Source organism: Geobacillus proteiniphilus, assembly GCF_001908025.1.
GTDB classification, from domain to species: domain Bacteria; phylum Bacillota; class Bacilli; order Bacillales; family Anoxybacillaceae; genus Geobacillus; species Geobacillus proteiniphilus.
This window is the reverse complement of record NZ_MQMG01000018.1, coordinates 1-22,809: the sequence shown is the minus strand read 5'-3', so window position 1 is coordinate 22,809 and position 22,809 is coordinate 1. Positions and strand designations below refer to the sequence as shown.

Here is a 22,809-nt window from a genome sequence, read left to right as displayed (position 1 = left end):
GTAAGAAAGGAGAGAGATCATGGCAGAGCGATTGTTGGAATTGCCTTTAGAAGATGTGTTGGGCGACCGCTTTGGCCGCTACAGCAAATACATTATCCAAGACCGGGCGCTCCCGGATGCGCGCGACGGGTTGAAGCCCGTGCAGCGCCGTATTTTATATGCGATGCACATGGACGGCAACACGGCTGACAAACCGTTTCGCAAGGCGGCGAAAACGGTTGGAAACGTGATCGGCAACTTTCATCCGCACGGCGACTCATCGGTGTATGAAGCGATGGTGCGGATGAGCCAAGATTGGAAGCTGCGCAACGTGCTTGTGGAGATGCACGGCAACAACGGCAGCATCGACGGCGACCCGCCGGCGGCGATGCGCTACACGGAAGCGCGCCTGTCGGCGATTGCCGCCGAATTGCTTCGCGATATTGACAAAGAAACGGTTCCGTTTGTGCCGAACTTTGACGATACGACTGATGAGCCGACCGTCCTGCCGGCGATGTTTCCGAATTTGTTGGTGAACGGCTCGACCGGGATTTCGGCCGGCTATGCGACCGACATTCCGCCGCATGCGCTTGGCGAGGTGATCGACGCCGTCTTGATGCGGATCGACCGGCCGGATTGCACTGTTGACGAGCTGATGACGGTTCTTCCTGGCCCCGATTTTCCGACCGGCGGCATCATCCAAGGGAAAGACGGCATCCGCAAGGCGTATGAGACCGGCCGCGGGAAAATCATCATCCGCGCCAAAGCCGCCATCGAGCAGGGAAAAGGCGGGAAAAAGCACATTGTCATCACGGAACTGCCGTATGAAGTGAACAAAGCGAATTTAGTGAAAAAAATTGACGAGCTTCGCCTCGACAAAAAGCTCGACGGCATCGCCGATGTGCGCGATGAAACGGACCGGAACGGGCTGTCGATCGTCATCGAATTGAAAAAAGACGCCGATGCGGAAGCGATTCTCAACTACTTGTACAAAAACACGGATTTGCAAGTGCCGTACAGCTTCAACATGGTGGCGATCCATGAGCGCCGGCCGAAGCTGATGAGCTTGCCAGAGCTGTTGGATGCCTACATCGCCCACCGGAAAGAGGTCGTCACCAACCGCTCGCATTTTGAGCTGAAAAAAGCGAATGAGCGGAAGCACATCGTCGACGGCTTGATTCGGGCGCTTTCGATTTTGGATGAGGTGATTGCGACGATTCGTGCTTCAAGCGACAAGCGCGACGCCAAAGAACGGCTGATGGCTCATTACGGGTTCACTGAGGCGCAGGCCGAGGCGATCGTGACGCTCCAGCTGTATCGGTTGACGAACACCGACATCACGGCGCTGCGTCAAGAAGCGGAAGAACTGGATCAAGCGATTGCGGAACTTACGGCGATTCTCGCAGATGAAAAGAAGCTGCTTGGCGTCATCAAAAAAGAGCTGAAGGCGATGAAAAAGCAATATGCCGATGAGCGGCGGACGGTGATTGAAGAGGAGATTGAAGAGCTGAAAGTGAAGGTGGAGGCGCTCATTCCGGCGGAAGACGTGATCGTCACCGTGACAAAAGAAGGATATGTGAAGCGGACGAGCTATCGTTCATACAGCGCCTCAAACGGTCAAGACATGGGAATGAAGGAAACGGATCGGCTGCTCGCCCAGCTCGAGATGAATACGACCGATGTGCTCTTGCTTTTCACCCGCCGCGGCTACTATTTATACTGCCCGGTGCACACGCTCCCTGACATCCGTTGGAAAGAGGTCGGCCAGCACATTTCCCATCTCATTCCGCTTGAACGCGACGATGAACTCGTCGCCGCTGTTCCAGTCTCTTCCTTTGACACCGGGGAGCAGCTCATCTTTGTGACGAAACAAGGGCTCGTAAAGCGAACGGAGCTCGCTCAATACCAAGTGCAGCGCTACACCCGCCCGCTTGTGGCCGTCAATGTGAAAGAGGATGATGACGTCATCGCCGTCTACGCGACGGATGGATGCGGCCATCTTTGGCTTGCGACGCATGATGGACATGGGCTCTTGTTTGCCGAAGAGGAGATCAGCCTTGTTGGCGTGCGCGCGGCTGGCGTGAAAGGGATTCAATTGAAGGAAGGGGACTTTGTCGCCGCTGCGTGCCCCGTTCGCCTAGAAGAGGGGGGCTCGTTCGTCGTCGTGACGCAGCGCGGAGCGGTGAAAAAAGTGGCGATGAGCGAGTTTGAGCCGTCCTCACGGGCGAAGCGCGGCGTTGTGATTGTGCGCGAAGTGAAGTCCAATCCGCACCGAGTTGTCGGCGCCGTCTTTGTCAGCAACGATGAGGAAATGGTCGGATTGCGGACGGAAAAAGGAGTGGTCGAGACGATCGAAGCCGCTTCCCTTCGTCTCTCCGACCGCTACAGCACTGGTTCGTTTGTCGTTGACACTGACGAAGCCGGGCCGGTGGTTGACGTCTGGAAAGAGCCGGCGAAGCTGCTTGGAAAAGGGGAAGAAGGATGAGGTTTAAACGTCAAGAACCGTTCCGGTATCAGTTTGGTCGGCCGCTCCCGGCCGAACTGCGCATAGCCGATGGCGAGCGCAGCGTCTACATTCACGATCTAAGTCCGCACGGGATGAAAATCGAAACGGAAGGCCGCCTTCCTTTTTCAACAGGGGGAACGCCGGTTGACATCTCGTTTTGGCTAAACGCTGCCCCCTTTACGCTGCGGGGGCAGCTCGTCTGGGAAAGACCGTTTGTCCACGCCTACTATTATGGCGTCCGCCTCCATGTCACCAAACAAGAAGAAGCGCACTTGATCGAAGCCATCAAACGACATGCGGCCGAGAGCCGCCGAATATGACGCAAAAAAGGGGCCCGCGTTTTGGCGGGGCCCTTTTTTGATTTTTGACGGAGGTATGGCGCATCCAAAACGGGTGCCCTTGTCACGTTGCTGCCAAGATCGTCTTCACCAAAACTTCCACCATTTATTTGCCCGTGTTCGAGCAGCGCTGGTGCTGGCCGCGGTTTGCCGAAACGACAACACGAGCTCGCGAAACGCTTTTTCCCGTTCTAAAATGCGCAGTTCGAGCTGTTTTCGCTCCTCTTCCTGTCTTACTTTTTCCTCTTGACAGAACGCGACGACCGTTTCCAAATGTTCATGCAGCTGTTCCGTTTTTTGCTGCCATGCGTCCTCGTAATCGCGGAGCGAACGGCGCACCGTTTCGGCAGCTGCTGTCGTTTGCTCCTCGATGTAGTCGAGGCGGCCTTTCACCTCATCCATCGCTTGCCGGACCGTGGCTGTCGTTTCCTGTTTCAAGGCGTCGACGATATCGTCTTTTAAGCGGGCCACTAACTGTTCAGCTATGTATGGCATCCCTTGATGCAGCAGGCGGGGCACATCGATGATTTCCCCTTCCATGACGGCTGTTTCCACTTGAGCGGCTGTCTCGTTGGCTCGCTCTGCCGGTTGTCCGTCCATTTGCCTGATCATTTCAGCCACTTCGCGCGGATGGCGGCCGTCCTCAAGCCAAGTGCGGATATGGCGAAACCGGTCGATCAGCTCGTCGGTGTACATGCGTGCCCCCTCGGTTGTGCGTGGGACGACAATCGATCCGGCAAACTGCTTTTCCCATTGTTTCAAATCGCGGGCAGTGACCCCGATTTTTTTCGCTGCTTCGCGGAGTGTATATGTTTTCATCGCATTCCCTCATCCTTTCTCGTCTTTTGGCATTGATTTGTGTTATGTTTTATTTTCCTACTCGGTCGTTGATTTTCCTGCCGCTTGACAAAACATAACAAAAGAAGTGGAAGTTAGCAAAAAAACAACAACTATTGTCGAAAAAAGAAGAAGGCCATCGAAAGATGTTGACAAACTTGTATATACAAGATAAAATGAATCCAGGTTGTATATACAAGTTTATTTGCAACCGGTTGCTGAAAGCGATTTAACGCTATAGCGATCGTTAAGAAAGAAAAGGGAGGCGTTCATCATGGGGGCATACCAACAAGCAGCCGCGCAAATCGTTGAAGCCATCGGCGGCAAAGAAAACATCGTCGCCGCCACGCATTGTGTGACGCGGCTTCGGTTTGCGCTCAAAGAGGAAGGAAAAGTCAATAAGGAAGCGCTTGAGCGCATCGATGTCGTCAAAGGGTCGTTTTCGGCAAACGGCCAGTTTCAAGTCGTCATCGGCCAAGGGCTTGTCGATAAAGTGTATGACGACCTTGTCGAGCTGACGGGCATCGGCCGGGCGACGAAGCAGGAGATTAAAGACGCTGCGGAAGCGAAGCTCAATCCGCTGCAACGCGCGATTAAGACGCTGGCTGATATTTTCATTCCGATCTTGCCGGCGATCGTGACGGCCGGTTTGTTAATGGGGGTTAACAACGTCTTGACAGGCCCAGGCATTTTTTACGAAGGGAAATCGTTTGTCGAGGTGCACAAAGAATGGGCCGATTTGGCGAACATGATCAACTTGATCGCCAATACGGCGTTCGTCTTCCTGCCCGGTTTGATCGGATGGTCGGCGGTGACGAAATTTGGGGGCAGTCCGCTCTTAGGGATTGTCCTTGGTTTGATGCTCGTCCACCCAGATTTGCTCAACGCTTGGGGCTGGGGAGCGGCGAAAGAAAAAGGAGAGATTCCGGTTTGGAACTTGTTCGGCTTTGAAGTGCAAAAAGTCGGCTACCAAGGGCAAGTGCTGCCGGTGCTGGTGGCTTCCTACGTGTTGGCGAAGCTGGAGCTGTTTTTGCGCAAGCGCATTCCGGATGCGTTTCAGCTGTTGCTTGTCGCGCCGCTTGCGTTGCTCATTACGGGCTTTTTGGCGTTCATCGCCATCGGGCCGGTCACATTTGCGATCGGCAATGCCATTACCCACTTGTTTGTCACGATTTTTGACACGGTTCCGGCTCTTGGAGGATTGTTGTATGGAGCGCTGTATGCGCCGCTTGTCGTCACCGGGATGCACCATACGTTCTTGCCGGTTGACTTGCAGCTGATTGCCAATACCGGCGGCACATTCTTATGGCCGATTTTGGTCATGTCAAACATCGCCCAAGGTTCGGCAGCGTTGGCGATGATGTTTGTCACGAAAGAGGAAAAGCTGCGCGGTTTGTCGTTTACGTCGGCTGTTTCCGCGTATTTAGGCATCACGGAACCGGCGATGTTCGGGGTCAACTTGCGCTTTCGCTTCCCGTTTATCGCGGCGATGACAGGGGCGGCGATCGCCGGCATGTTCATCACGATCAATAAAGTGATGGCCCCGTCGATCGGCGTCGGCGGCTTGCCGGGTTTCTTGTCGATCGTGCCGCAAAAGTGGACGCCGTTCTTTATTGGCATGGCGATTGCGATTGTGGTGCCGTTTGCGCTGACGTTTGTCTTGGGCAAAGTGCGTAAAGCCGCCCGCTAATGATTGCCGTGTGTTGAAGCAAGAGAACGATGTGCGAAATCATCAATTTACCACCATACCATTGGCCGCCGATGCCAATGGTATGTTTTTATCCCGACGAACGAGGTGAAGAGAGATGTCAACAACCCCTTGGTGGAAAAAAGCGGTCGTTTATCAAATTTATCCGAAAAGCTTCTACGACACGAATGGAGACGGCATCGGCGATTTGCCGGGCGTGATCGAGAAGCTCGATTATTTACAAAAACTGGGCGTCGATGTCATTTGGCTGACGCCGATCTACGCGTCGCCGCAGCGCGACAACGGTTATGACATCAGCGATTATTTCCGCATCCATCACGAATACGGAACGATGGACGATTTTGACCGTCTGCTTCACGAAGTGCATGCGCGCGGCATGAAGCTGGTGATGGACATGGTCGTCAACCATACCTCAACCGACCATGAATGGTTTCAGCAGGCGCGCTCCTCGAAGACGAACCCATACCGCTCGTTTTACATTTGGCGCGACCCGAAGCCGGACGGCGGAGCGCCGAACAATTGGCAGTCGAAATTCGGCGGCTCGGCGTGGGAATACGACGAACAAACCGGCCAATATTACTTGCATTTGTTCGATGTGACACAAGCGGACTTGAACTGGGAAAACGAAGAGCTGCGCCGCCGCATTTATGACATGATGCATTTTTGGCTCAAAAAAGGAGTGGACGGCTTTCGGCTTGACGTCATCAACTTGTTGTCAAAAGACCAGCGCTTCCCGGATGACGACGGTTCGGTGCCGCCGGGGGACGGGCGCCGCTTTTATACGGACGGACCGCGCATTCATGAGTTTTTGCAAGAGATGAACCGCGAAGTGTTTTCGAAATATGACGTCATGACGGTCGGGGAAATGTCGTCGACGACGATCGATCATTGCATCCGCTACACGAACCCGAAACACCGTGAGCTGAATATGACGTTTAACTTTCACCACTTGAAGGTCGATTACCCGAACGGAGAAAAATGGGCAGTCGCCCCATTTGATTTCCTTGCCTTAAAACGCATTTTGTCCGAATGGCAAGTCCGGATGTATGAAGGTGGGGGCTGGAATGCGCTCTTTTGGTGCAACCACGATCAGCCGCGCATCGTGTCGCGCTATGGCGATGACGGGGCATATTGGAAAGAATCAGCAAAAATGCTGGCGACGACGATCCATTTGATGCAAGGGACGCCCTATATTTACCAAGGCGAAGAAATCGGCATGACGGACCCGAAATTCACCGATATTCGCGACTACCGCGACGTTGAGTCGCTCAACATGTACCGGATTTTGCGAGAACAAGGCAAAAGCGAGCGGGAAGTGCTTGAGATTTTGCAGCGAAAATCGCGCGACAATTCACGCACGCCGATGCAATGGGACGACAGCCCGCATGCCGGTTTCACGTCCGGGACGCCGTGGATTCGCGTCGCCGACAACTACCGGCGCATTAACGTGAAACAGGCGCTCGCCGACCGCGACTCGATTTTCTACCACTATAAGCGGCTCATTGAGTTGCGCAAACAGTATGATCTCATTACGACCGGGCGCTATGAGCTGCTGCTTGCGGACGATCCGTATATTTTCGCCTATATGCGTCATGGCGATGGGGAAAAACTGCTTGTTGTCAACAATTTTTATCCAGTCGAAACGACGTTCACGCTGCCGAAAGAAGCGGGAGCCGATGGCTATACGGGAGAACTGCTGCTTGCCAATTATTCGGACGCGCCGGCCGATTTTCGCCGCATGCAACTGCGCCCATACGAATCGGTTGTTTATCTTTTGCGCCGGCCGTGATACAATACAAGCGGTGATTCTTATGCATGAAAACAAATATTTAACCATTTACCATGATCTCATTTCCCGCATCCGCCGCGGAGAATGGAAGGCGTACGACAAGCTGCCATCGGAACATGAGCTCGCCGACCGATATGAGACGTCGCGCGAGACGATTCGCAAAGCGCTCCATTTGTTGTCCGAGCACGGCTATATCCAAAAAATGAAAGGAAAAGGATCTATCGTCCTTGACGTCGGCAAATATGACTTTCCCGTATCCGGATTGGTCAGCTTTAAAGAACTGGCGCAGACGATGAAGCAGCCGGTGCGGACGATCGTGCATGAACTGGCGATCATCAAGCCGGATCGCGAGCTCAGGCAGCATCTGCGCGCCTCAAGCAAAGACGAAGTGTGGAAAGTCGTGCGCGTCCGTGAAATCGGCGGAGAGCGGATTATTTTGGATAAAGACTTTTTTCTGAAAAAGCATGTGCCGCTATTGACCAAAGAGATTTGCGAAGACTCGATTTATGAATATTTGGAAACGAAGCTGCATTTGCCGATCAGCTTTGCGAAAAAAGAAATATCGGTCGACGAAGCGACGGACGAAGACCGGCGCTATTTGGATTTGCATGGCGATGACCGCGTCGTTGTCGTCAAAAACTACGTGTATTTAAGCGATGCTGCATTGTTTCAATACACGGAATCGCGTCACCGGCTCGACAAGTTCCGATTTGTCGATTTTGCGCGCCGGAAATGACAACGCCGTCTGTGCCCCAGGTTGTTTGGGAGCCAGTCCGGGGCGGATGGAAGTGGGCCGCGCTGCAAACCGCAGCGCGGCTTTTTTGTTTGCACGGGCAACATAAATTTTATAAGTAAAACTATGTTCTAAATCATCAATGAAAATCATAAAAAAACTACATTATGGCTATCCTTCTTGGTAACAACATCATCGCAAAGGAGGCGCCGACGTGGAAGGAACATGGTGGTCGCTGTTGCCTTTTCTGCTCATCATTCCGTTGGCGGTATGGCTGAAAGAAATTTTGCCCGGCCTCGTGGCCGGATTGCTCGTCGGAGCGTTTTGCCTTGAGTGGTCGGCTGTCGGCGCGATTGAGCGCGCTGTTTCCGCTGTTCTTCACGCCCTGACCGATCCGGAGCATATGAAGGTGGCCGCGTTTTTGTATTTGTTCGGTTCGCTTGTCGGCATGATGCAAATTACCGGCGGGATCAAAGGGTTTGTCGAGAGACTTTCCGGCCGCATCCGCTCGAAGCGGGGGATTTTGTTGTTCGTTTGGCTGACGGTGCCGGTGACGTTTTTTATGCCGATGTTTCGCATTATGCTCCTTGGACCAGTGATGAAAGCGGTCCTTCGCCAGTTTCGCATCGACCGCCGCCGCATGGCGTACATGATCGACGTCTCGACCGAGCCGATCATCGTGCTTTTGCCAGCGGCGACAGCGTTCGTCGGCTTTATGACTTCTGTTGTCGCCGCGGCGCTTGAGCAAAACGACATTCATGAATCGCCGTATGACGTGTTTTTGCGCAGCCTGCCGTACAACTTGTTTGCGATTGTCGCTCTGGCCGTCGGGGTGTTGACGACGATGTTGAACATCCGGATCGGCAAACCGCGGGCGAAAAAAGGAGAAGGGGAAACGAATACACTGCACGGGCTCGGATTGCGCAAGGAGCTGGCGCTGATCAACGGGGAGCCGTTGCACTTGTTTGTCCCGCTGGCGCTGTTAATCGCGCTGACGTTTGCCTTTTTCGTGTACGACGGGAGGAAACGCGGGGCAGAGAATTGGTGGGAGGCGTTTTCCGCGGCCGATGCGACATGGGCGATGCTGTTGGCGCTGTTTGTGACCATCCTTTTGTCGATGATGTTTTATTTGTGGCGCCGACAATCGCTCTCAGAGTTGACGTACCACTTTTTTGCCGGAGGAAACGAGCTGATGGCGCCGATCGGCATGCTCGTTCTCGTATGGGCGGTCTCGGCGGTGGCGGGGGAACTCGGATTTGCGGAGTACGTGTCGTCGACGTTCGGCACATGGCTGCCGGGGGCATTCGTGCCAGCGGCCGTGTTTTTGGTCGGATCGTTTTTATCATACTTTATCGGTTCTTCATGGGGAACGTGGGGCATTTTGATGCCGCTTGGCGTCACGCTTTCCCATGCGACCGGGGCGCCGCTCGAGGTGACAGTCGGCGCCGTGTTTGCGAGCGGGACGTTTGGCGCCTTTGCTTCGCCGCTTGGTGATACGACGATCACGACCGCAGCCATTATGGATATGGACTTGATGAGCTATGCGAAATACAAATTGCGCCTCTCTCTCCTTTGCGCCGGCGTGTCGCTCGTTGGATACGTTCTTTTGCCGCTTTGGGCCGGTTGACCGCAGACGCCCCGTCTGCCCTCGCCGGGCTTTTTTTATCTACCCTGAAAATGTCAAAACTATATAGGTTCCAATAAAGAATTTCCAATTGTTCGTTACCATTTGCACTTCGATACATGCGGATGCAATCTAATGTGTCAGGCAATCGGCGAAGTGTAAACCAAAAATTCAACTTAATTGAAAGAGATTTTCATCCTTTCGCGGCGACGTACTGGATTCGTCACAACATTTTATATCACAAACAATGTTCTAAATAATCAATAATCCAAAACAAAACAATTGCATATCCAAACCAATCGGAGTATGATAAAAACAACATACTGACTAGTTGGTAGCTACAAATCAAACTTGCTCCCGCCCAATGCTCACCCAAACGAATATTGTGGGCGAAAGGGGCAAAAAAAGGCAAGAAAGGAAGAGGGAGAAATGAAGACGCACATCATTACCGTCAACCCACGCTTTTGTGAAACTGATGCGCTCGGACATTTAAGCAACATTAGCTATTTTATTTATTTAGAAGAAGCGCGCACCCGCCTGTTTGATGAATTGCGTTACGGCGGGCGAACGGACGACTGGCATTTTATTTTAGCTTCCACCAAGTGCGATTTTATCAACCAAGGATTCTTCGGACGACGATTGCGCGTGGAAACCAATGTCTCCCGGATCGGCAATAAAAGCTTTCAATGCATTCATCGCATCATGGAAGAGGAAACAGGAAGACTGATCGCCATCGGAGAGGCAGCGGTCGTCCATTTCAATTTCCAAACCCAAACGAGCGAACCGTTGCCTGATGACTTGCGGACCATGCTTGCCGAATACCTTGTGCCGTCCGTGGGGGAAACGATTTCGCCGTTATCGTGCAAAAAAAGGGAGTAAAAAAGGGAGTGGAATATCATCCGCCTGTACGGCGGATTTTTCATTTTCAACTTTCCCACGTTTTTTGGACCGAACCACCGAAGGCGACATACTTTGTAAATAGACGAAATGGCGGAAAGGGGGAATAAACATGGCCATTCACGCTGTGATCGGCAATGCGGTGTATACATGCCGCGGGGAGCTTGAGACGTATTTTCAGCCGTTTCGCGATGGAACGATCGGCCGCTTTCATCCGTTTTCTACGCCGTTTGGTGAACAGCGGCTTATTTACGCCGACTGGACGGCAAGCGGGCGGCTGTACCGGCCGATTGAAGAGAAGCTGACGCATGAGCTCGGTCCATTTGTCGGCAACACGCATACGGAATCGAATGTGACCGGAACGAAAACGACGCTTGCCTATCGCTATGCAAAAGAAATCATCAAACAGCACGTTCATGCCGGGAAAAACGACGTCTTGATCATGCAAGGCGCCGGGACCACAAGCGCCGTCAACAAGCTGCAGCGTCTGCTTGGCTTGCGCGTACCGGAACGGTGGAAGCACCGCTTGTCCCTTCATGATGAGGAGCGGCCAGTCGTCTTTGTCACCCATATGGAGCACCATTCGAATTTATTGCCATGGGTGGAAACCATCGCGGAAGTCGTGGCGGTCCGGCCGACAGAGAACGGGGATGTCGATCTTGACCATTTGTGCGAGCTGCTGGAGCGCTACCGAGATCGGCCGCAAAAAATCGGTGCATTTACTGCTTGCTCGAACGTCACGGGGTTGGAAACCCCATATCATAAGCTGGCGAAAATCATGCACGAGCATGGCGGCCTTTGCTTTGTTGATTTTGCTGCTTCCGCTCCGTACGTCCACATCGATATGCATCCGGACGACCCAATGGAGCAGCTTGATGCCATTTATTTCTCCCCCCATAAGTTTCTCGGCGGGCCAGGCAGCGCCGGCGTGCTTCTCTTTAACAGCCGTCTTTATCATCAGCACGCTCCGGATCACCCCGGCGGCGGGACGGTGTATTGGACCGACCCGTGGGGGAACTATGAATACATCCAAGCCATTGAAGAACGCGAAGATGGCGGAACACCGCCGTTTTGGCAAACCATCAAGGCAGCGTTGGCCATCCAGCTGAAAGAGCAAATGAACGTAAAACAGATGCGCGCCCGCGAAAAGGAACTTGTTTCCCTTCTTTTGCCGGCGTTGAAAAGCACTCCCGGCGTCCGCGTGCTTGAAGGACATCGGGACGACCGTCTTGGCATCATCTCATTTGTCATAGATGGATTGCATTACAACCTTGTTGTCAAACTGCTGAATGATCGCTTCGGCATTCAAGCGCGCGGCGGCTGTTCCTGCGCCGGACCATACGGCCACTATTTGCTTGGCATCGACAAGGAACAATCCGCTGTGTTGCTTCAAGAAGTCAAAAACGGCAATCCTCTCGCCAAACCAGGATGGGTGCGTCTGTCGCTCCATCCTACGATGACGAACGAAGAAGTGTATGCGATCATCCGCGCCGTCCGTCAAATCGCCCGCTATGGCCGCCGCTGGCAGGAGGAATACGAGTACGACGCTGGGAAAAATGAGTTCGTCCACCGTGACGATGATCGGTACATTCGGCATTTCTTTCTCTTTTAAGCTTCCGAGAGCAAGGACGGTCATTTTCCCGTGCGTTTTTGTTTTCAGTCCTAGCCAGAACTCGGTACAATAAAGGCATCTTGACCAAAAGAAGGGGAGAACCGATGAACGAATTGTACCATTTGCTTGTGCGGACCGATCGGGAGCAACAATTGTACAACCAAGCGCGTCGCCTTGCGGAACGATTTGTCCAACGGGCAGCGCATGATGACGAACAGGCAACGTTTCCATTTGCCGATTTTGCCGATTTAAAAGAGGCTGGATTCCTTTCCTTGACCGTCCCGACTGAATACGGCGGCCAAGGGGCGTCGCTTTATGAGCTCGTGCTCGTGCAAGAAACGATCGCCCAAGGCTCTGGGGCAACCGCCTTGGCGTTCGGCTGGCATGCAAGCATTCTCATGCGTTTATTTTTGCTTCGCCGCTGGCCGGAATCGGTGCTCACTCATTTGGCGAAAGAAGTCGTTTGCCGCCACGCGCTCATCAACAGCGCCCACTCTGAACGGACAACTGGCAGCCCGGCGCGCGGCGGTAAACCGGAAACGACGGCCGTCTTTCGCCATGGCCGCTGGGTGCTTCGGGGGCGAAAGACATTTGCATCGTTAGCCCCTGCGCTCGATTACGTATTGATTTCCGCCACGATGGAAGACGGTCGGGTCGGTGAATTTCTCGTGCCGATGTCTGCTTCAGGCATCCGCATCGAGCCGACGTGGAACACGCTTGGCATGCGGGCGACGCGCAGCGATGATCTTGTTCTTGAAGAAGTCGAAGTCGACCAAGAGGCGCTCGTAGAGACGCTTGGAGAAGCGAACGAAGCCGCTCCGGCGCAAGGATGGCTGTTGCACGTGCCGGCTTGTTACTTAGGCATCGCCATTGCGGCGCACAATGAGGCGCTTCGCTTTGCGCAGACGTACCAGCCTAATACCCTGCCTCACCCAATCGCCCTAACACCCGAAGTGCAGCGGAAAATCGCTGAAATGGAATGGCGCCTCACCCATGCGCGCCATTTCCTGTACGTGGTCGCCGACTTATGGGATCGCTATCCGGAAAAACGGATGGCGATGAAAGAGGAGTTGGCAACAGCCAAATTGGTCGCCACCAATACCGCGCTTGAAGTCGTCGATTGGGCGATGCGCATTGTCGGCGGACAAAGCTTGTTTGCTGACAACCCGCTCCAGCGGCATTACCGTGACGTCCGCGCTGGATTGCACAACCCGCCGGCGGATGACTTGACGTTTCAATGGCTTGCCAAGCGGGCACTGGCCCACAACCCACCGGCGCAATGAAACAAGAAAGCGGGTGGAATAATAGAAAGCGTAAAGAGGATCACTCAAATGACACAAAAAAAGCTGTCCCCTCACAAAGCAGGGACAGCTTTTTCCATGCCAAGCCGTTATTCCACCTCAAGCGCCGAACGCAAAAATGCCGGCAAAGCGAAACATTGGCGAAAGATCCCATCGTTCACATATTTCGTGTCATTTGGAATGGTAGTCTGCACCGGAAAATCGAGCGGCCGTTTCGAGCCGATCGTAAAGCTCCACAGTCCGCCTGGATACGTCGGCACCACGGCGGTGTACACAAGCACATGCGGGAACAGTTCGCGAATATTGCGGTACGTCCGCTTCAAAATATCCAAGTGGAAAATCGGCGACTGGCTTTGGCAGACCATCAGCCCGTCTGCTTTCAACGCGCGATGGACGTTGGCGTAAAACTCCGGTGAAAACAAGGCTTCCGCTGGGCCGACTGGGTCGGACGAGTCGATCATAATGACGTCGTAGACGTTTTCTTTCTCTTGCACAAACACGACGCCATCATCATAAACAAACCGCACGCGCGGATCCGATAAGTTGCCGGAGACGGCTGGCAAATGCTCTTTGCACGCCCGGACGACTTTTTCGTCGATTTCCACCATGTCGATGGCTTCAAGATGAGCGTATTTCGCCGTCTCACGAGCTGCGCCGCAGTCGCCGCCGCCGATGATGAGCACCCGCTTCGCTTCCGGATGAAACTGCAGCGGCACGTGCGAAATCATTTCGTTATAAATATGGCCGTCAATCGAGGTCGTTTGCACGACGCCATCGAGTACGAGCATGCGGCCGAAATCGTACGAATCCAAAATCATCACATGCTGGTACTCGGACGGCTCGGCAAAAATCACCTCTTTGATTCGATAGCTGATTTTTAAGTTGTCGCGATCATCTTCGGTGAGCCAGAGCTCTCCATTGTCCATATGCAAGTAAGGTGGCAAAGCGTTTCCTTCGTGTTTCATTGTAACCTCCTTTAGTCATACAGATGTTTTCACACCTTTCTAATCTTAATATATTCTTCGTCTTGTGGCAAACAAAGGGGATGTGATCGGCCGGTGCCGGACGTATTCATCCCGCGCCCATGTTTGACGACTGGTTTCGTTTTTCCAACTGATTATCGTTCTTGCGCCACATCCCGCGCAAAGGCCGCCCATCGGTTTCGCATCATCCCGCGTCTTCCTTCCGTAGAGCGATGCTTAGTGATCGTGTGCCTGCCAAACGCCAAAAAACTCTCCAGCTTATAGCCAGAGAGTTTTTTCTCAACCGCGCCTCTCTTTCAATAAAGAACGAAGTGACGCTCGGTCTTCAAGCAAATCGGCGAGCGTATACGCATCCAACACCCGCAAAAACGCTTCTAACGCCTCGTGAAGTGCGAAGCGGAGCCGACATACCGGCGTTAAGACGCACTCATTGCCGTGAGCGGCAAAACACTCGACAAGCGACAAGTTTTCCTCCGTTTCGCGAACAACCGCGCCGATGGCAATCTCCTCGGGGCGTTTCGCAAGGCGGATTCCACCATTGCGCCCACGGATCGTTTCAATGTAGCCGAGTTTGCCAAGCTCATGGACGATTTTGCTTAAATGATGCTCTGAAATGGAAAAGGCAGCGGCAATGTCTTTGATGTTTGTTTTTTCTTCTTCATCAAGCGCGCCTAAAAACAAGAGAACGCGCAAGGCGTATTCCGTATAGTTCGTCAACTGCATCGTGATTCACAACCTTTAAGGACATTCTTGATCCCATTGTACCACACCTGATTCGAACGGAGAATTGTGAACAATTTATTAAAGATGTATTTGAAATATTGTTTTTTTACAGTGCTTATGGTTGAATAAAAGATGTATTAAAAATACATGTTTTACAAGGGGATGAAATCATGACAACGACAACGAAATTGCATCCAAAAACGATTGAAATTGTGAAATCAACGGTGCCTGTCCTGGAAACACATGGCGAACAAATTACAAAGCGGTTTTATGAACTCATGTTTTCCAACCATCCGGAGCTGCTCAATATTTTCAACCACGCCAACCAAAAGCAAGGGAGGCAGCAACGTGCCTTGGCCGCAGCCGTGTATGCGGCAGCGCGCTATATCGACCAGCTTGATGCTATTTTGCCGGTTGTGCGGCAAATCGGCCATAAACACCGCAGCTTAGGAATCAAACCAGAACAATACCCGATCGTCGGAAAGCATTTGTTGCTGGCGATCAAAGACGTGCTCGGCGACGCCGCCACCGACGAAGTGATCACGGCTTGGGCGGAAGCATATGAAGCCATTGCGTCCGTTTTCATTCAAGTGGAAAAAGAGCTCTACGATGAGGCAGCGGCCAAACACGGAGGCTGGCGTGATTTCCGCCGCTTTGTCATCGCGAAAAAGGTGAAAGAAAGCGATGTCATCACTTCGTTCTATTTGAAGCCGGAAGACGGCAAGGCCATCAGTGATTATTTGCCGGGTCAATACGTGAGCGTTAAACTGTCGATTCCGGGCGAGACGTATACGCATATTCGTCAATACAGCTTATCGGATGCTCCTGGAAAAGGGTATTACCGCATCAGCGTCAAACGGGAAGCAGCTACAGCGGACAAGCCGGCCGGCATTGTTTCCAACTATTTGCATGATCATGTCCAAGAGGGCGATGTGCTTGAATTAAGCGCTCCAGCTGGTGAGTTTACGCTTGATTTATCCAAAACGACGCCGGTTGTGTTCATCAGCGGCGGCGTCGGCATCACACCGCTGTTAAGCATGGCACACACGTTGGCCATCCAACAGCCGAACCGTCCGGCCACGTTCATCCATGCCGCCATCAACAGCCGCGTGCACGCGTTTGACGAGGAGCTTCGGATGTTGGCGGAACGCCCGTCATTTTCTTATCATATTTGTTATGAGTCGCCGTCCGACGAGGACCGCCGCCATCCTCATTTTGGCAAAGAAGGGCGGATTGACCTTGCATGGATGCAATCCGTGATCCCTACGAAAGACGCAGACTTTCACTTCTGCGGCCCGGTGCCGTTTATGAAAACCGTCTATCGCGCCCTCCAACAATGGGGTGTGCCAGAGGAGCACATCCATTACGAATTTTTCGGTCCGGCCGGCGATTTGACGAAAGACTGAGAGAAGCTTTTCGCCTCTAGGCATCTTCCATAAACAAGGGAGATGCCTTTTGTTATCTTCCCTGTTGGCAAGTTCATTAATTTTTTGTATGATGAATTGCAAGAAAAGCAAGAAAAGGGAGAGACAACGCATGACGACATTTCGCCAACATCGCTGGCAATCATTTTTGCAAGGTTACGAGCAGCGCGCTCGAATCCTTATTTCCTGCCCAGATCGCCCGGGCATCGTCGCGGCGGTGACGTCGTTTCTGTACGAACAAGGGGCGAATATCGTCGAATCGAGCCAATACTCGACCGATCCTGAGGGAGGGACGTTTTTTCTCCGCTTGGAGTTCGACTGCCCGAACATCGCCGAGCGAAAAGAAGAGATCGAAGCGGCATTTGCCCCGATCGCTGCTGAATTTGAGATGCGTTGGCAGCTTCGGCTGCACAACGACATTCGGCGAATCGCGATTTTTGTCTCCAAAGCCGAGCATTGTCTGCTTGAACTTCTTTGGCAATGGCAGGCGGGAGAGCTGATCGCCGACATCACCCTTGTCATCAGCAACCACCCCGACTTGCGCGAGACGGTCGAGTCATTTGGCATCCCGTATGTGCATATTCCGGTGACGAAAGAAACGAAAGCGGACGCCGAAGCCGAACAAATCCGTCTGCTTCGTGACTATCAGATCGACACCATCGTGCTTGCCCGCTACATGCAAATTTTGTCGCCGGCGTTTGTCGCTGAATTCCCGGGACGGATCATCAATATCCACCACTCATTTTTGCCCGCCTTTATTGGCGCGCGTCCGTATGAGCGGGCGTATGAGCGCGGCGTCAAATTGATCGGCGCCACATCGCACTACGTCACCGACGATTTGGATGAAGGGCCGATCATTGAGCAGGACGTCGCCCGCGTGGACCACCGCCACCATCCGGACGACTTAAAGCGGATCGGCCGACTGATTGAAAAAACGGTGCTCGCCCGGGCGCTTCGGTGGCATTTGGAAGACCGGGTCATCATCCACGGAAACAAAACGATCGTGTTTTATTGAAACCAAGCGGGAGAGGATTTTTCCTTTCCCGCATGGTATAATGAAGACAAGCAGGATTTCGCCGCCCAAAGAGCGAAATTTCATCCGTAGGGAAGGAGGGAAAAAGCCTATGGGAGAAAAACGGACGCCCAGCGGTTTTCTGTTAAAACAACGTGCGTTTTTAAAATTGTATTTGATTACGCTCACCGAACAGGAGCGGCTCTACGGGCTGAAGCTGCTTGATGTATTGCGCCAAGAGTTCAAGCCGTTCGGCTACCGGCCGAACCACTCCGAAGTGTATAAGGCGCTGCACGATTTGATCGAAGACGGCATTTTAAAACAAGTGAAACAGAAAAAAGAGGGAATGAAGTACCAAGAAGTCGTCTACTATCGGTTCGCCGAGGGCGGACAGGAAAAGGCGAAGCTGTACAAACGCCAGCTCAAGGCGGAGCTTGATCGGTGCGCGGCGCTCATTCGCAAGGCGATTGAGGACAACTTCGGTTGAGAGCGCCTCGTTTTTTCTTTGTTATATTTACATAATATATTTATGGTCTAGTTCTTTTGTTTTGCGTCCCGCCGGGCGATCTAGTAGAATGAGAGGGGAAGATCGCCACAGAGAGGAAGTCAGAAGATGGGAACATGGCCGTTGACGGTCACGAAAGAAATGGAAAAGCGAAAAGAACTGTTCCGCCGCGATCCGGATCGCGCGTTGATTGGAGCGGGCGGGTACAAGGCGGCAGATGAGGCGATCGTGCACGATGCCGCCATTGCGCTCGCGCTTGGGAAAAACGTGCTCTTAAAAGGCCCGACCGGATCAGGAAAAACGCGGCTTGCTGAAACGTTGTCCGCTTTGTTTGGTCAACCGATGCACAGCATCAACTGTTCCGTGGACTTGGACGCCGAAGCATTGCTCGGTTTTAAGACGATCGTGCACAAAAACGGCCAGGCGGTGATCGAGTACGTGCCCGGACCAGTCATCCAGGCGATGACAAAAGGGCATTTGCTATACATTGACGAAATTAATATGGCGAAACCAGAGACGCTGCCGATTTTAAACAGCGTCCTTGACTACCGGCGGCGGCTCACGAATCCGCTCACCGGCGATGTCGTGCAGGCGAAACCAACATTTGGCGTCATCGCCGCGATCAATGAAGGCTATATTGGCACCGTACCGCTCAATGAGGCGCTCAAAAACCGGTTTGTCGTCATCAATGTGCCGTATGTGCAAGGAGAAACATTAAAATCGGTATTGTTGGCGCAAACTACATTAACGGATGAAACGTTGATCGATCGTTTCGTCGCCTTGTCGGCTGATCTGCTTGCGCAAGTGCGAAACGGACAAATCGCCGAGGAAGCGGCTTCGGTGCGCGCTTTGTTGGATGCGTGCGATTTGGCGGCGTACATGCCGCCATTGCGGGCCATTGAACGAAGCATCGTCGATAAGCTCGACGATGAACGGGAACGGGCCGCAGTGCGCAACATCGCTGAAACGTGGTTTGACGAATAGGAGGCGGCGCATGGAGCGGTTTATGATGTTCAATGACCGAACGGTCGACTCGAGTTTGGTCATGCAGCTTTCTGACCTCGCCCAAACGCTCATGCGCCGCCGCGACGTTGCCATCCAGTTCGCCGCCCATTCCGGCGTGCATTCTGTCAAGCCGGTCGTTTACGTCAGCCATTTTTGGGATGGGTATCCACCATTGGAGCGGGAAACGGCAATGAAAAGCGACGTCGGCTTGCGCATCATCGGCACGCGGCGGCATACCGACCTATCGGCGGTCCGCGCCTTCCGACATGCGGTGGAATCCCGACCGCTCTCCAAGCTTTCCAAACAGCTGTTTACATTCGCTGAAGATCTTCGCTTGGAAGCCGTCTGCGAGCGGGAACGTCCCGGGATGAAGCGATGGTTCCGCACGCGCCGCCGCTTGTACCGCCGCTACTTCACTCAGCAATGGCAAGTGAATCGAACGCGCGGCGCTTGGGCTGATCAGTTTTTGGCGGGGATGTATTTGCGGCTCACGGCCGATTCGCCACTTGATGATGCGCCGCTGGCTCCGATGGCGGATGAAGCGGTGCAGGCGCGCCTCGAAACGTTATGGCCGCAATTTTTTGACGCTTCCTCGACAGCCGAGATGGCGGACTGGGTGTTCGCCGTTGTGGAATTGATGGAGGATGTGCTGCCACATGATATGGTCAACGCCTATACATCGCTGCCAATCGTTGAGGATGATGCGGACGAGAAAACAATGACGCTTCAAGATCTCAAACGGACCAACCCATTGGAAAACCGCGATGCCCTTCAAGAGGCGGATGGAGAGGCCAAGCGGCAAGTGCTGCCAACGTGGCATCGGGAAACGAGCCGGACGGGCGGAAGCTTTCTCCGCTTTGAGCTCGAACGAGGCAGCCGCACCGAGATCATCAGCGATGAGGCGAGGCCGGGTGAAGACGGCGATCAGGCGCTGGCCGTTGTGAAAGGAACGTCTCGGCCGACGGCGCGAAACGAGTATGGCCTGGAAGCGCAAGCATCCTTCAGCGAACAGCCGCCGGCTGGAAACAGTGCGCCGTATGGCGAGGCCAACCGCCAAGCCGATCTTGTGCTTCTTCCTTCGTCGCCAAACCTCGCGCATCTTGAGCAATACCGCGCCAAACAGGCGGCGGTGACGCCGTACCGAAAACGGCTTGTGCGCATCATGGAACAATGGCTTGAACATAAGCGCTCCGCTTGGCGCACGAACTTGCCCGTCGGTCGGCTGCGCAAACAATTGGTGTCGTTTTTCACTGATGAGCGGCCGCGCTTGTTTTACAAAAAAGGCGAGCCGACGCGGCGGTTTGATGCGGTCTTCGGCCTGCTTGTCGATTGCTCGGCTTCGATGCATGACAAAATGGAAGAGACGAAAACCGGGCTCGTTCTTTGCCATGAGGTGCTGAAAACGTTGCGCGTGCCGCACCAAATTGTCGGATTTTGGGAAGATGCGAACGAAGCAACCGCTTCGCGTCAGCCGAACTATTTGCAGCTGGCGGTCTCATTCCATCGCTCGCTTGAGCCGTCGAGCGGTCCGGCGATCCTGCAGCTCGAGCCGCACGAAGATAATCGCGATGGATTGGCTATTCGCTGGATGACCGAACAACTCCTCAAGCGCCCGGAAGCACAAAAAGTGCTGCTCGTCTTCTCTGACGGCGAACCCGCCGCGTACGGATATGAACAAAACGGCATCATCGATACGCACGAAGCAGTCGCCGAAGCGCGCCGCCGCGGCATTGAGGTCGTCAATCTCTTTTTAGGCCACGGGGCCGACGATGAACAGACGCGGCGGACGATTGAAAACATCTATGGTCGCTTCCGCGTCTTTGTTCCGCATGTGAGTGAGTTGCCGGATCGGCTGCTGCCGCTCTTGAAAACGTGGTTGCAAAAAAGTTTGTGACAAAAAGGTGGGACCCAATGATCAAATTATTCACTGACAGCGATCTAGACGGCATCGGCTGCGGATTGCTCGCGAAGCTGGCGTTTGCCGAGGTGAACATTTCGTTTTGTTCCTATCGCAATTTGGATGAACGGGTCGTCCAATTCTTGCAAAGCGACGAGGCCAACGGCGCCATGTTGTTTATTACCGACTTGGCCGTCGGCAAGGAAGTGGAACAGCAACTCGCCGAACGGGCGGCGCGTGGCGGCCATGTGCAAGTGATCGACCACCACGTGACGGCGCTTCATTTCAATGACTACCCGTGGGGACAGGTGGTGCCGGTGAGGGATGATGGCAAAAAGACGTGCGCCACCTCGCTCTTTTACGACTATCTCGTCCGCGAGGGAAAACTTGCACCTAATGAAACGCTAGATGGGTTCGTCGAGCTCGTCCGCCAATACGACACGTGGGAATGGGAAGAGAATGGGAATTTGCAAGCGAAGCGGCTGAATGATTTGTTGACGATTTTCGGGCTTGACGGCTTTTGGGAGACGATGAGCGAGCGGCTCGCTTCCGGCGAACCGTTCGCCTTGACAGAGACGGAAGAGCTGCTTCTCGATATGGAAGAAAAGAAAATTCAGCGCTACATTCGGCAAAAGCAAAAACAGCTTGTTCAGCGCTGGCTTGGTGACTATTGCATCGGCGTCGTCTTTGCCGAGCGCCATTTGTCGGAATTGGGCAATGCGTTATCCAAGCGTTATCCTCATCTTGACTTGATCGCTTTAGTCAACATGGGGACGAAACATATTGGCTTTCGCACCATTCATGATGACGTCAACGTCGCTGAGTTTGCCCTGCAATTCGGTGGCGGCGGCCATCCCAAGGCGTCCGGCTGTTTGATCGATGATACAACATTTCCGCTGTTTGTCGTCGAGACGTTCCCGCTTCTGCCGGTATACGGTGATGCGGAACAAAACCAATTGAACAAAAAAGACGAGGCCGAAGGAGTGTTTTGGACAAATCACCATGGCCAATGGTGGCTGAGTCGTAAAACCGCTCAAGGTTGGAACGTGTATGCCGATGGGGGAGAGACCCATACGTTCCCAGAGGAAATCGCCGGCGAACGCTGGCTGAAGCGGCAGTTTGCCGCTGGCCTTGCCCATGATGCAGCCGTGCTCGACTTTTTAAGCGTTCGGCTCGGACGAGACAAAGATGCCATTCAAGCCGACTATCCAGCGGCCGTCAAACAATACAAGCAACAAACCGGCATTGAATCATAATGCCGGTTTTCTTATTTGGAAGTGGAACGGACAACAGCGCTAACTCGCGGTTGCCGGAGCATTCCGGAAGCCGCTTTTTTGCGACAATGCGGCAAAGAAAATGTTAACATAATTGTAACAGTTTTTGTGTTTAGGAAAAACAGTCTTTGATTATAATAAGTACATAGGGAGGTGAAGACGATGAAACAGTATGTCTTTTCCTTCTACACAGTCCAAGGGAAAACGATTGTGTGGGAAGAGGCCATTCCGGCATCTGGGATGATGGAAGCCTTTTCAAAAGCCCAACGGCTTCTGGTGAAACATAAGCAAGAAAAAGGCGTGCCAGTTCGCGTTCGGTATAAAGGCGTCCGCTATCGTCAAACGGATATTGCCTAAACGAAAGGAGAAAGGATGAGATCATGCGGTCCCTGCAGCTGCCGACGCGCAGTGGGTAACGTGCAGCTTCTTGAATGAGAATCAAGAGGCTGCGCGTTTTTATTTTATTTTAGGTGGGCGTGTCGATGGGCGTTTTTTTGTTTTGTCTCACTATTATGAGATTACTTGTTATCGAAACAGACTCTTTCATAACTTCTTATAATTTATATTATGTTAACTTTAGATGGGAGAAAGAGAGAAAAGAAAGTCACAATTCCCTCTACTCCCCCTACGACTCGCCGCAACAGATAAAATTATATGTAATT

The 22,809-nt window shown here is 53.1% G+C and carries 19 protein-coding genes; 16 read left to right on the top strand and 3 right to left on the bottom strand.

The genetic code is table 11. From position 1 onward, the window contains the following. Positions 1-19 precede the first annotated feature (19 nt). Both parC and BRO54_RS07945 read left to right on the top strand, forming a co-directional pair. Positions 20-2,464, top strand: coding sequence for a DNA topoisomerase IV subunit A (gene parC / locus BRO54_RS07950; RefSeq protein ID WP_074043627.1), 2,445 nt, complete (start codon positions 20-22; stop codon positions 2,462-2,464). Next, a complete protein-coding gene (locus BRO54_RS07945; RefSeq protein ID WP_074043626.1) occupies positions 2,461-2,805 on the top strand; it encodes a PilZ domain-containing protein in 345 nt (114 codons plus the stop codon). The genes parC and BRO54_RS07945 overlap by 4 nt, the downstream gene beginning before the upstream one ends. Positions 2,806-2,910: 105 nt before the next feature. Here BRO54_RS07945 and BRO54_RS07940 read toward each other — a convergent pair whose 3' ends face one another. Then, positions 2,911-3,642 carry a MerR family transcriptional regulator gene (locus tag BRO54_RS07940; protein ID WP_074043625.1) on the bottom strand — a complete coding sequence of 244 codons (732 nt, stop codon included), beginning with the start codon at positions 3,640-3,642 and terminating at the stop codon, positions 2,911-2,913. A 292-nt stretch (positions 3,643-3,934) separates the two neighbouring features. Between BRO54_RS07940 and treP the strand changes: the two genes are divergently transcribed. From treP to BRO54_RS07905, 7 genes are all read left to right on the top strand, one after another. Further along, the gene (gene treP, locus BRO54_RS07935; protein WP_074043624.1) at positions 3,935-5,350 is read left to right on the top strand and encodes a PTS system trehalose-specific EIIBC component; all 1,416 of its coding nucleotides are present in this window, start codon (positions 3,935-3,937) and stop codon (positions 5,348-5,350) included. Positions 5,351-5,465: 115 nt separating this feature from the next. After that, positions 5,466-7,157 (top strand): alpha,alpha-phosphotrehalase, encoded by a 1,692-nt coding sequence (treC, locus tag BRO54_RS07930; protein WP_074043623.1) that lies wholly within the window; start codon positions 5,466-5,468, stop codon positions 7,155-7,157. Positions 7,158-7,179: 22 nt separating this feature from the next. Further along, complete coding sequence (treR, locus tag BRO54_RS07925) at positions 7,180-7,893, top strand: trehalose operon repressor (RefSeq protein WP_074043622.1); 714 nt, start codon at positions 7,180-7,182, stop codon at positions 7,891-7,893. 211 nt (positions 7,894-8,104) lie between these two features. Further along, positions 8,105-9,517: a Na+/H+ antiporter NhaC family protein gene (locus BRO54_RS07920; protein WP_074043621.1), complete on the top strand. Its 1,413-nt coding sequence runs from the start codon at positions 8,105-8,107 to the stop codon at positions 9,515-9,517. Between the two features lie 426 nt (positions 9,518-9,943). Then, a complete protein-coding gene (locus tag BRO54_RS07915; protein WP_074043620.1) occupies positions 9,944-10,393 on the top strand; it encodes an acyl-CoA thioesterase in 450 nt (149 codons plus the stop codon). Positions 10,394-10,523: 130 nt separating this feature from the next. Beyond that, positions 10,524-12,023 (top strand): aminotransferase class V-fold PLP-dependent enzyme, encoded by a 1,500-nt coding sequence (locus BRO54_RS07910; RefSeq protein WP_074043619.1) that lies wholly within the window; start codon positions 10,524-10,526, stop codon positions 12,021-12,023. A 104-nt stretch (positions 12,024-12,127) separates the two neighbouring features. Beyond that, the gene (locus tag BRO54_RS07905) at positions 12,128-13,306 is read left to right on the top strand and encodes an acyl-CoA dehydrogenase family protein (protein ID WP_074043618.1); all 1,179 of its coding nucleotides are present in this window, start codon (positions 12,128-12,130) and stop codon (positions 13,304-13,306) included. A 107-nt stretch (positions 13,307-13,413) separates the two neighbouring features. Here BRO54_RS07905 and speE read toward each other — a convergent pair whose 3' ends face one another. Together speE and nsrR are read right to left on the bottom strand one after the other, a co-directional pair. Continuing rightward, positions 13,414-14,289 carry a polyamine aminopropyltransferase gene (gene speE / locus BRO54_RS07900; RefSeq protein WP_047757889.1) on the bottom strand — a complete coding sequence of 292 codons (876 nt, stop codon included), beginning with the start codon at positions 14,287-14,289 and terminating at the stop codon, positions 13,414-13,416. Between the two features lie 297 nt (positions 14,290-14,586). Further along, positions 14,587-15,030 (bottom strand): nitric oxide-sensing transcriptional repressor NsrR, encoded by a 444-nt coding sequence (gene nsrR / locus BRO54_RS07890; RefSeq protein ID WP_021321618.1) that lies wholly within the window; start codon positions 15,028-15,030, stop codon positions 14,587-14,589. A gap of 170 nt (positions 15,031-15,200) precedes the next feature. Here nsrR and hmpA point away from each other — a divergent pair, with 170 nt between their 5' ends. The 7 genes from hmpA (at position 15,201) to BRO54_RS07855 (ending at position 22,504) form a co-directional block, all read left to right on the top strand. Beyond that, positions 15,201-16,436 (top strand): NO-inducible flavohemoprotein, encoded by a 1,236-nt coding sequence (gene hmpA, locus BRO54_RS07885; RefSeq protein ID WP_074043617.1) that lies wholly within the window; start codon positions 15,201-15,203, stop codon positions 16,434-16,436. A gap of 130 nt (positions 16,437-16,566) precedes the next feature. Further along, complete coding sequence (gene purU / locus BRO54_RS07880; protein WP_074043616.1) at positions 16,567-17,469, top strand: formyltetrahydrofolate deformylase; 903 nt, start codon at positions 16,567-16,569, stop codon at positions 17,467-17,469. Positions 17,470-17,578: 109 nt separating this feature from the next. Further along, entirely contained in the window at positions 17,579-17,953 is a 375-nt protein-coding gene (locus BRO54_RS07875) for a replication termination protein (RefSeq protein ID WP_011231227.1), read from the top strand. A 126-nt stretch (positions 17,954-18,079) separates the two neighbouring features. Further along, complete coding sequence (locus BRO54_RS07870) at positions 18,080-18,955, top strand: ATP-binding protein (RefSeq protein WP_044736315.1); 876 nt, start codon at positions 18,080-18,082, stop codon at positions 18,953-18,955. 10 nt (positions 18,956-18,965) lie between these two features. Continuing rightward, entirely contained in the window at positions 18,966-20,870 is a 1,905-nt protein-coding gene (locus BRO54_RS07865; protein WP_074043615.1) for a nitric oxide reductase activation protein NorD, read from the top strand. A 17-nt stretch (positions 20,871-20,887) separates the two neighbouring features. Beyond that, entirely contained in the window at positions 20,888-22,129 is a 1,242-nt protein-coding gene (locus BRO54_RS07860; protein WP_074043614.1) for a DHH family phosphoesterase, read from the top strand. Positions 22,130-22,309: 180 nt separating this feature from the next. Further along, positions 22,310-22,504 carry a hypothetical protein gene (locus tag BRO54_RS07855; RefSeq protein WP_011231223.1) on the top strand — a complete coding sequence of 65 codons (195 nt, stop codon included), beginning with the start codon at positions 22,310-22,312 and terminating at the stop codon, positions 22,502-22,504. Positions 22,505-22,809 lie beyond the last annotated feature (305 nt).

Coding starts and splice junctions, on each gene's coding strand:
- treC (WP_074043623.1), top strand. CDS start 5,466: ATGTCAACAACCCCTTGGTGGAAAAAAGCGGTCGTTTATCAAATTTAT.
- BRO54_RS07940 (WP_074043625.1), bottom strand. CDS start 3,642: ATGAAAACATATACACTCCGCGAAGCAGCGAAAAAAATCGGGGTCACT.
- purU (WP_074043616.1), top strand. CDS start 16,567: ATGACGACATTTCGCCAACATCGCTGGCAATCATTTTTGCAAGGTTAC.
- nsrR (WP_021321618.1), bottom strand. CDS start 15,030: ATGCAGTTGACGAACTATACGGAATACGCCTTGCGCGTTCTCTTGTTT.
- BRO54_RS07910 (WP_074043619.1), top strand. CDS start 10,524: ATGGCCATTCACGCTGTGATCGGCAATGCGGTGTATACATGCCGCGGG.
- treR (WP_074043622.1), top strand. CDS start 7,180: ATGCATGAAAACAAATATTTAACCATTTACCATGATCTCATTTCCCGC.
- BRO54_RS07860 (WP_074043614.1), top strand. CDS start 20,888: ATGATCAAATTATTCACTGACAGCGATCTAGACGGCATCGGCTGCGGA.
- parC (WP_074043627.1), top strand. CDS start 20: ATGGCAGAGCGATTGTTGGAATTGCCTTTAGAAGATGTGTTGGGCGAC.
- hmpA (WP_074043617.1), top strand. CDS start 15,201: ATGACAACGACAACGAAATTGCATCCAAAAACGATTGAAATTGTGAAA.
- BRO54_RS07870 (WP_044736315.1), top strand. CDS start 18,080: ATGGGAACATGGCCGTTGACGGTCACGAAAGAAATGGAAAAGCGAAAA.
- BRO54_RS07945 (WP_074043626.1), top strand. CDS start 2,461: ATGAGGTTTAAACGTCAAGAACCGTTCCGGTATCAGTTTGGTCGGCCG.
- BRO54_RS07915 (WP_074043620.1), top strand. CDS start 9,944: ATGAAGACGCACATCATTACCGTCAACCCACGCTTTTGTGAAACTGAT.
- treP (WP_074043624.1), top strand. CDS start 3,935: ATGGGGGCATACCAACAAGCAGCCGCGCAAATCGTTGAAGCCATCGGC.
- speE (WP_047757889.1), bottom strand. CDS start 14,289: ATGAAACACGAAGGAAACGCTTTGCCACCTTACTTGCATATGGACAAT.
- BRO54_RS07875 (WP_011231227.1), top strand. CDS start 17,579: ATGGGAGAAAAACGGACGCCCAGCGGTTTTCTGTTAAAACAACGTGCG.
- BRO54_RS07855 (WP_011231223.1), top strand. CDS start 22,310: ATGAAACAGTATGTCTTTTCCTTCTACACAGTCCAAGGGAAAACGATT.
- BRO54_RS07865 (WP_074043615.1), top strand. CDS start 18,966: ATGGAGCGGTTTATGATGTTCAATGACCGAACGGTCGACTCGAGTTTG.
- BRO54_RS07905 (WP_074043618.1), top strand. CDS start 12,128: ATGAACGAATTGTACCATTTGCTTGTGCGGACCGATCGGGAGCAACAA.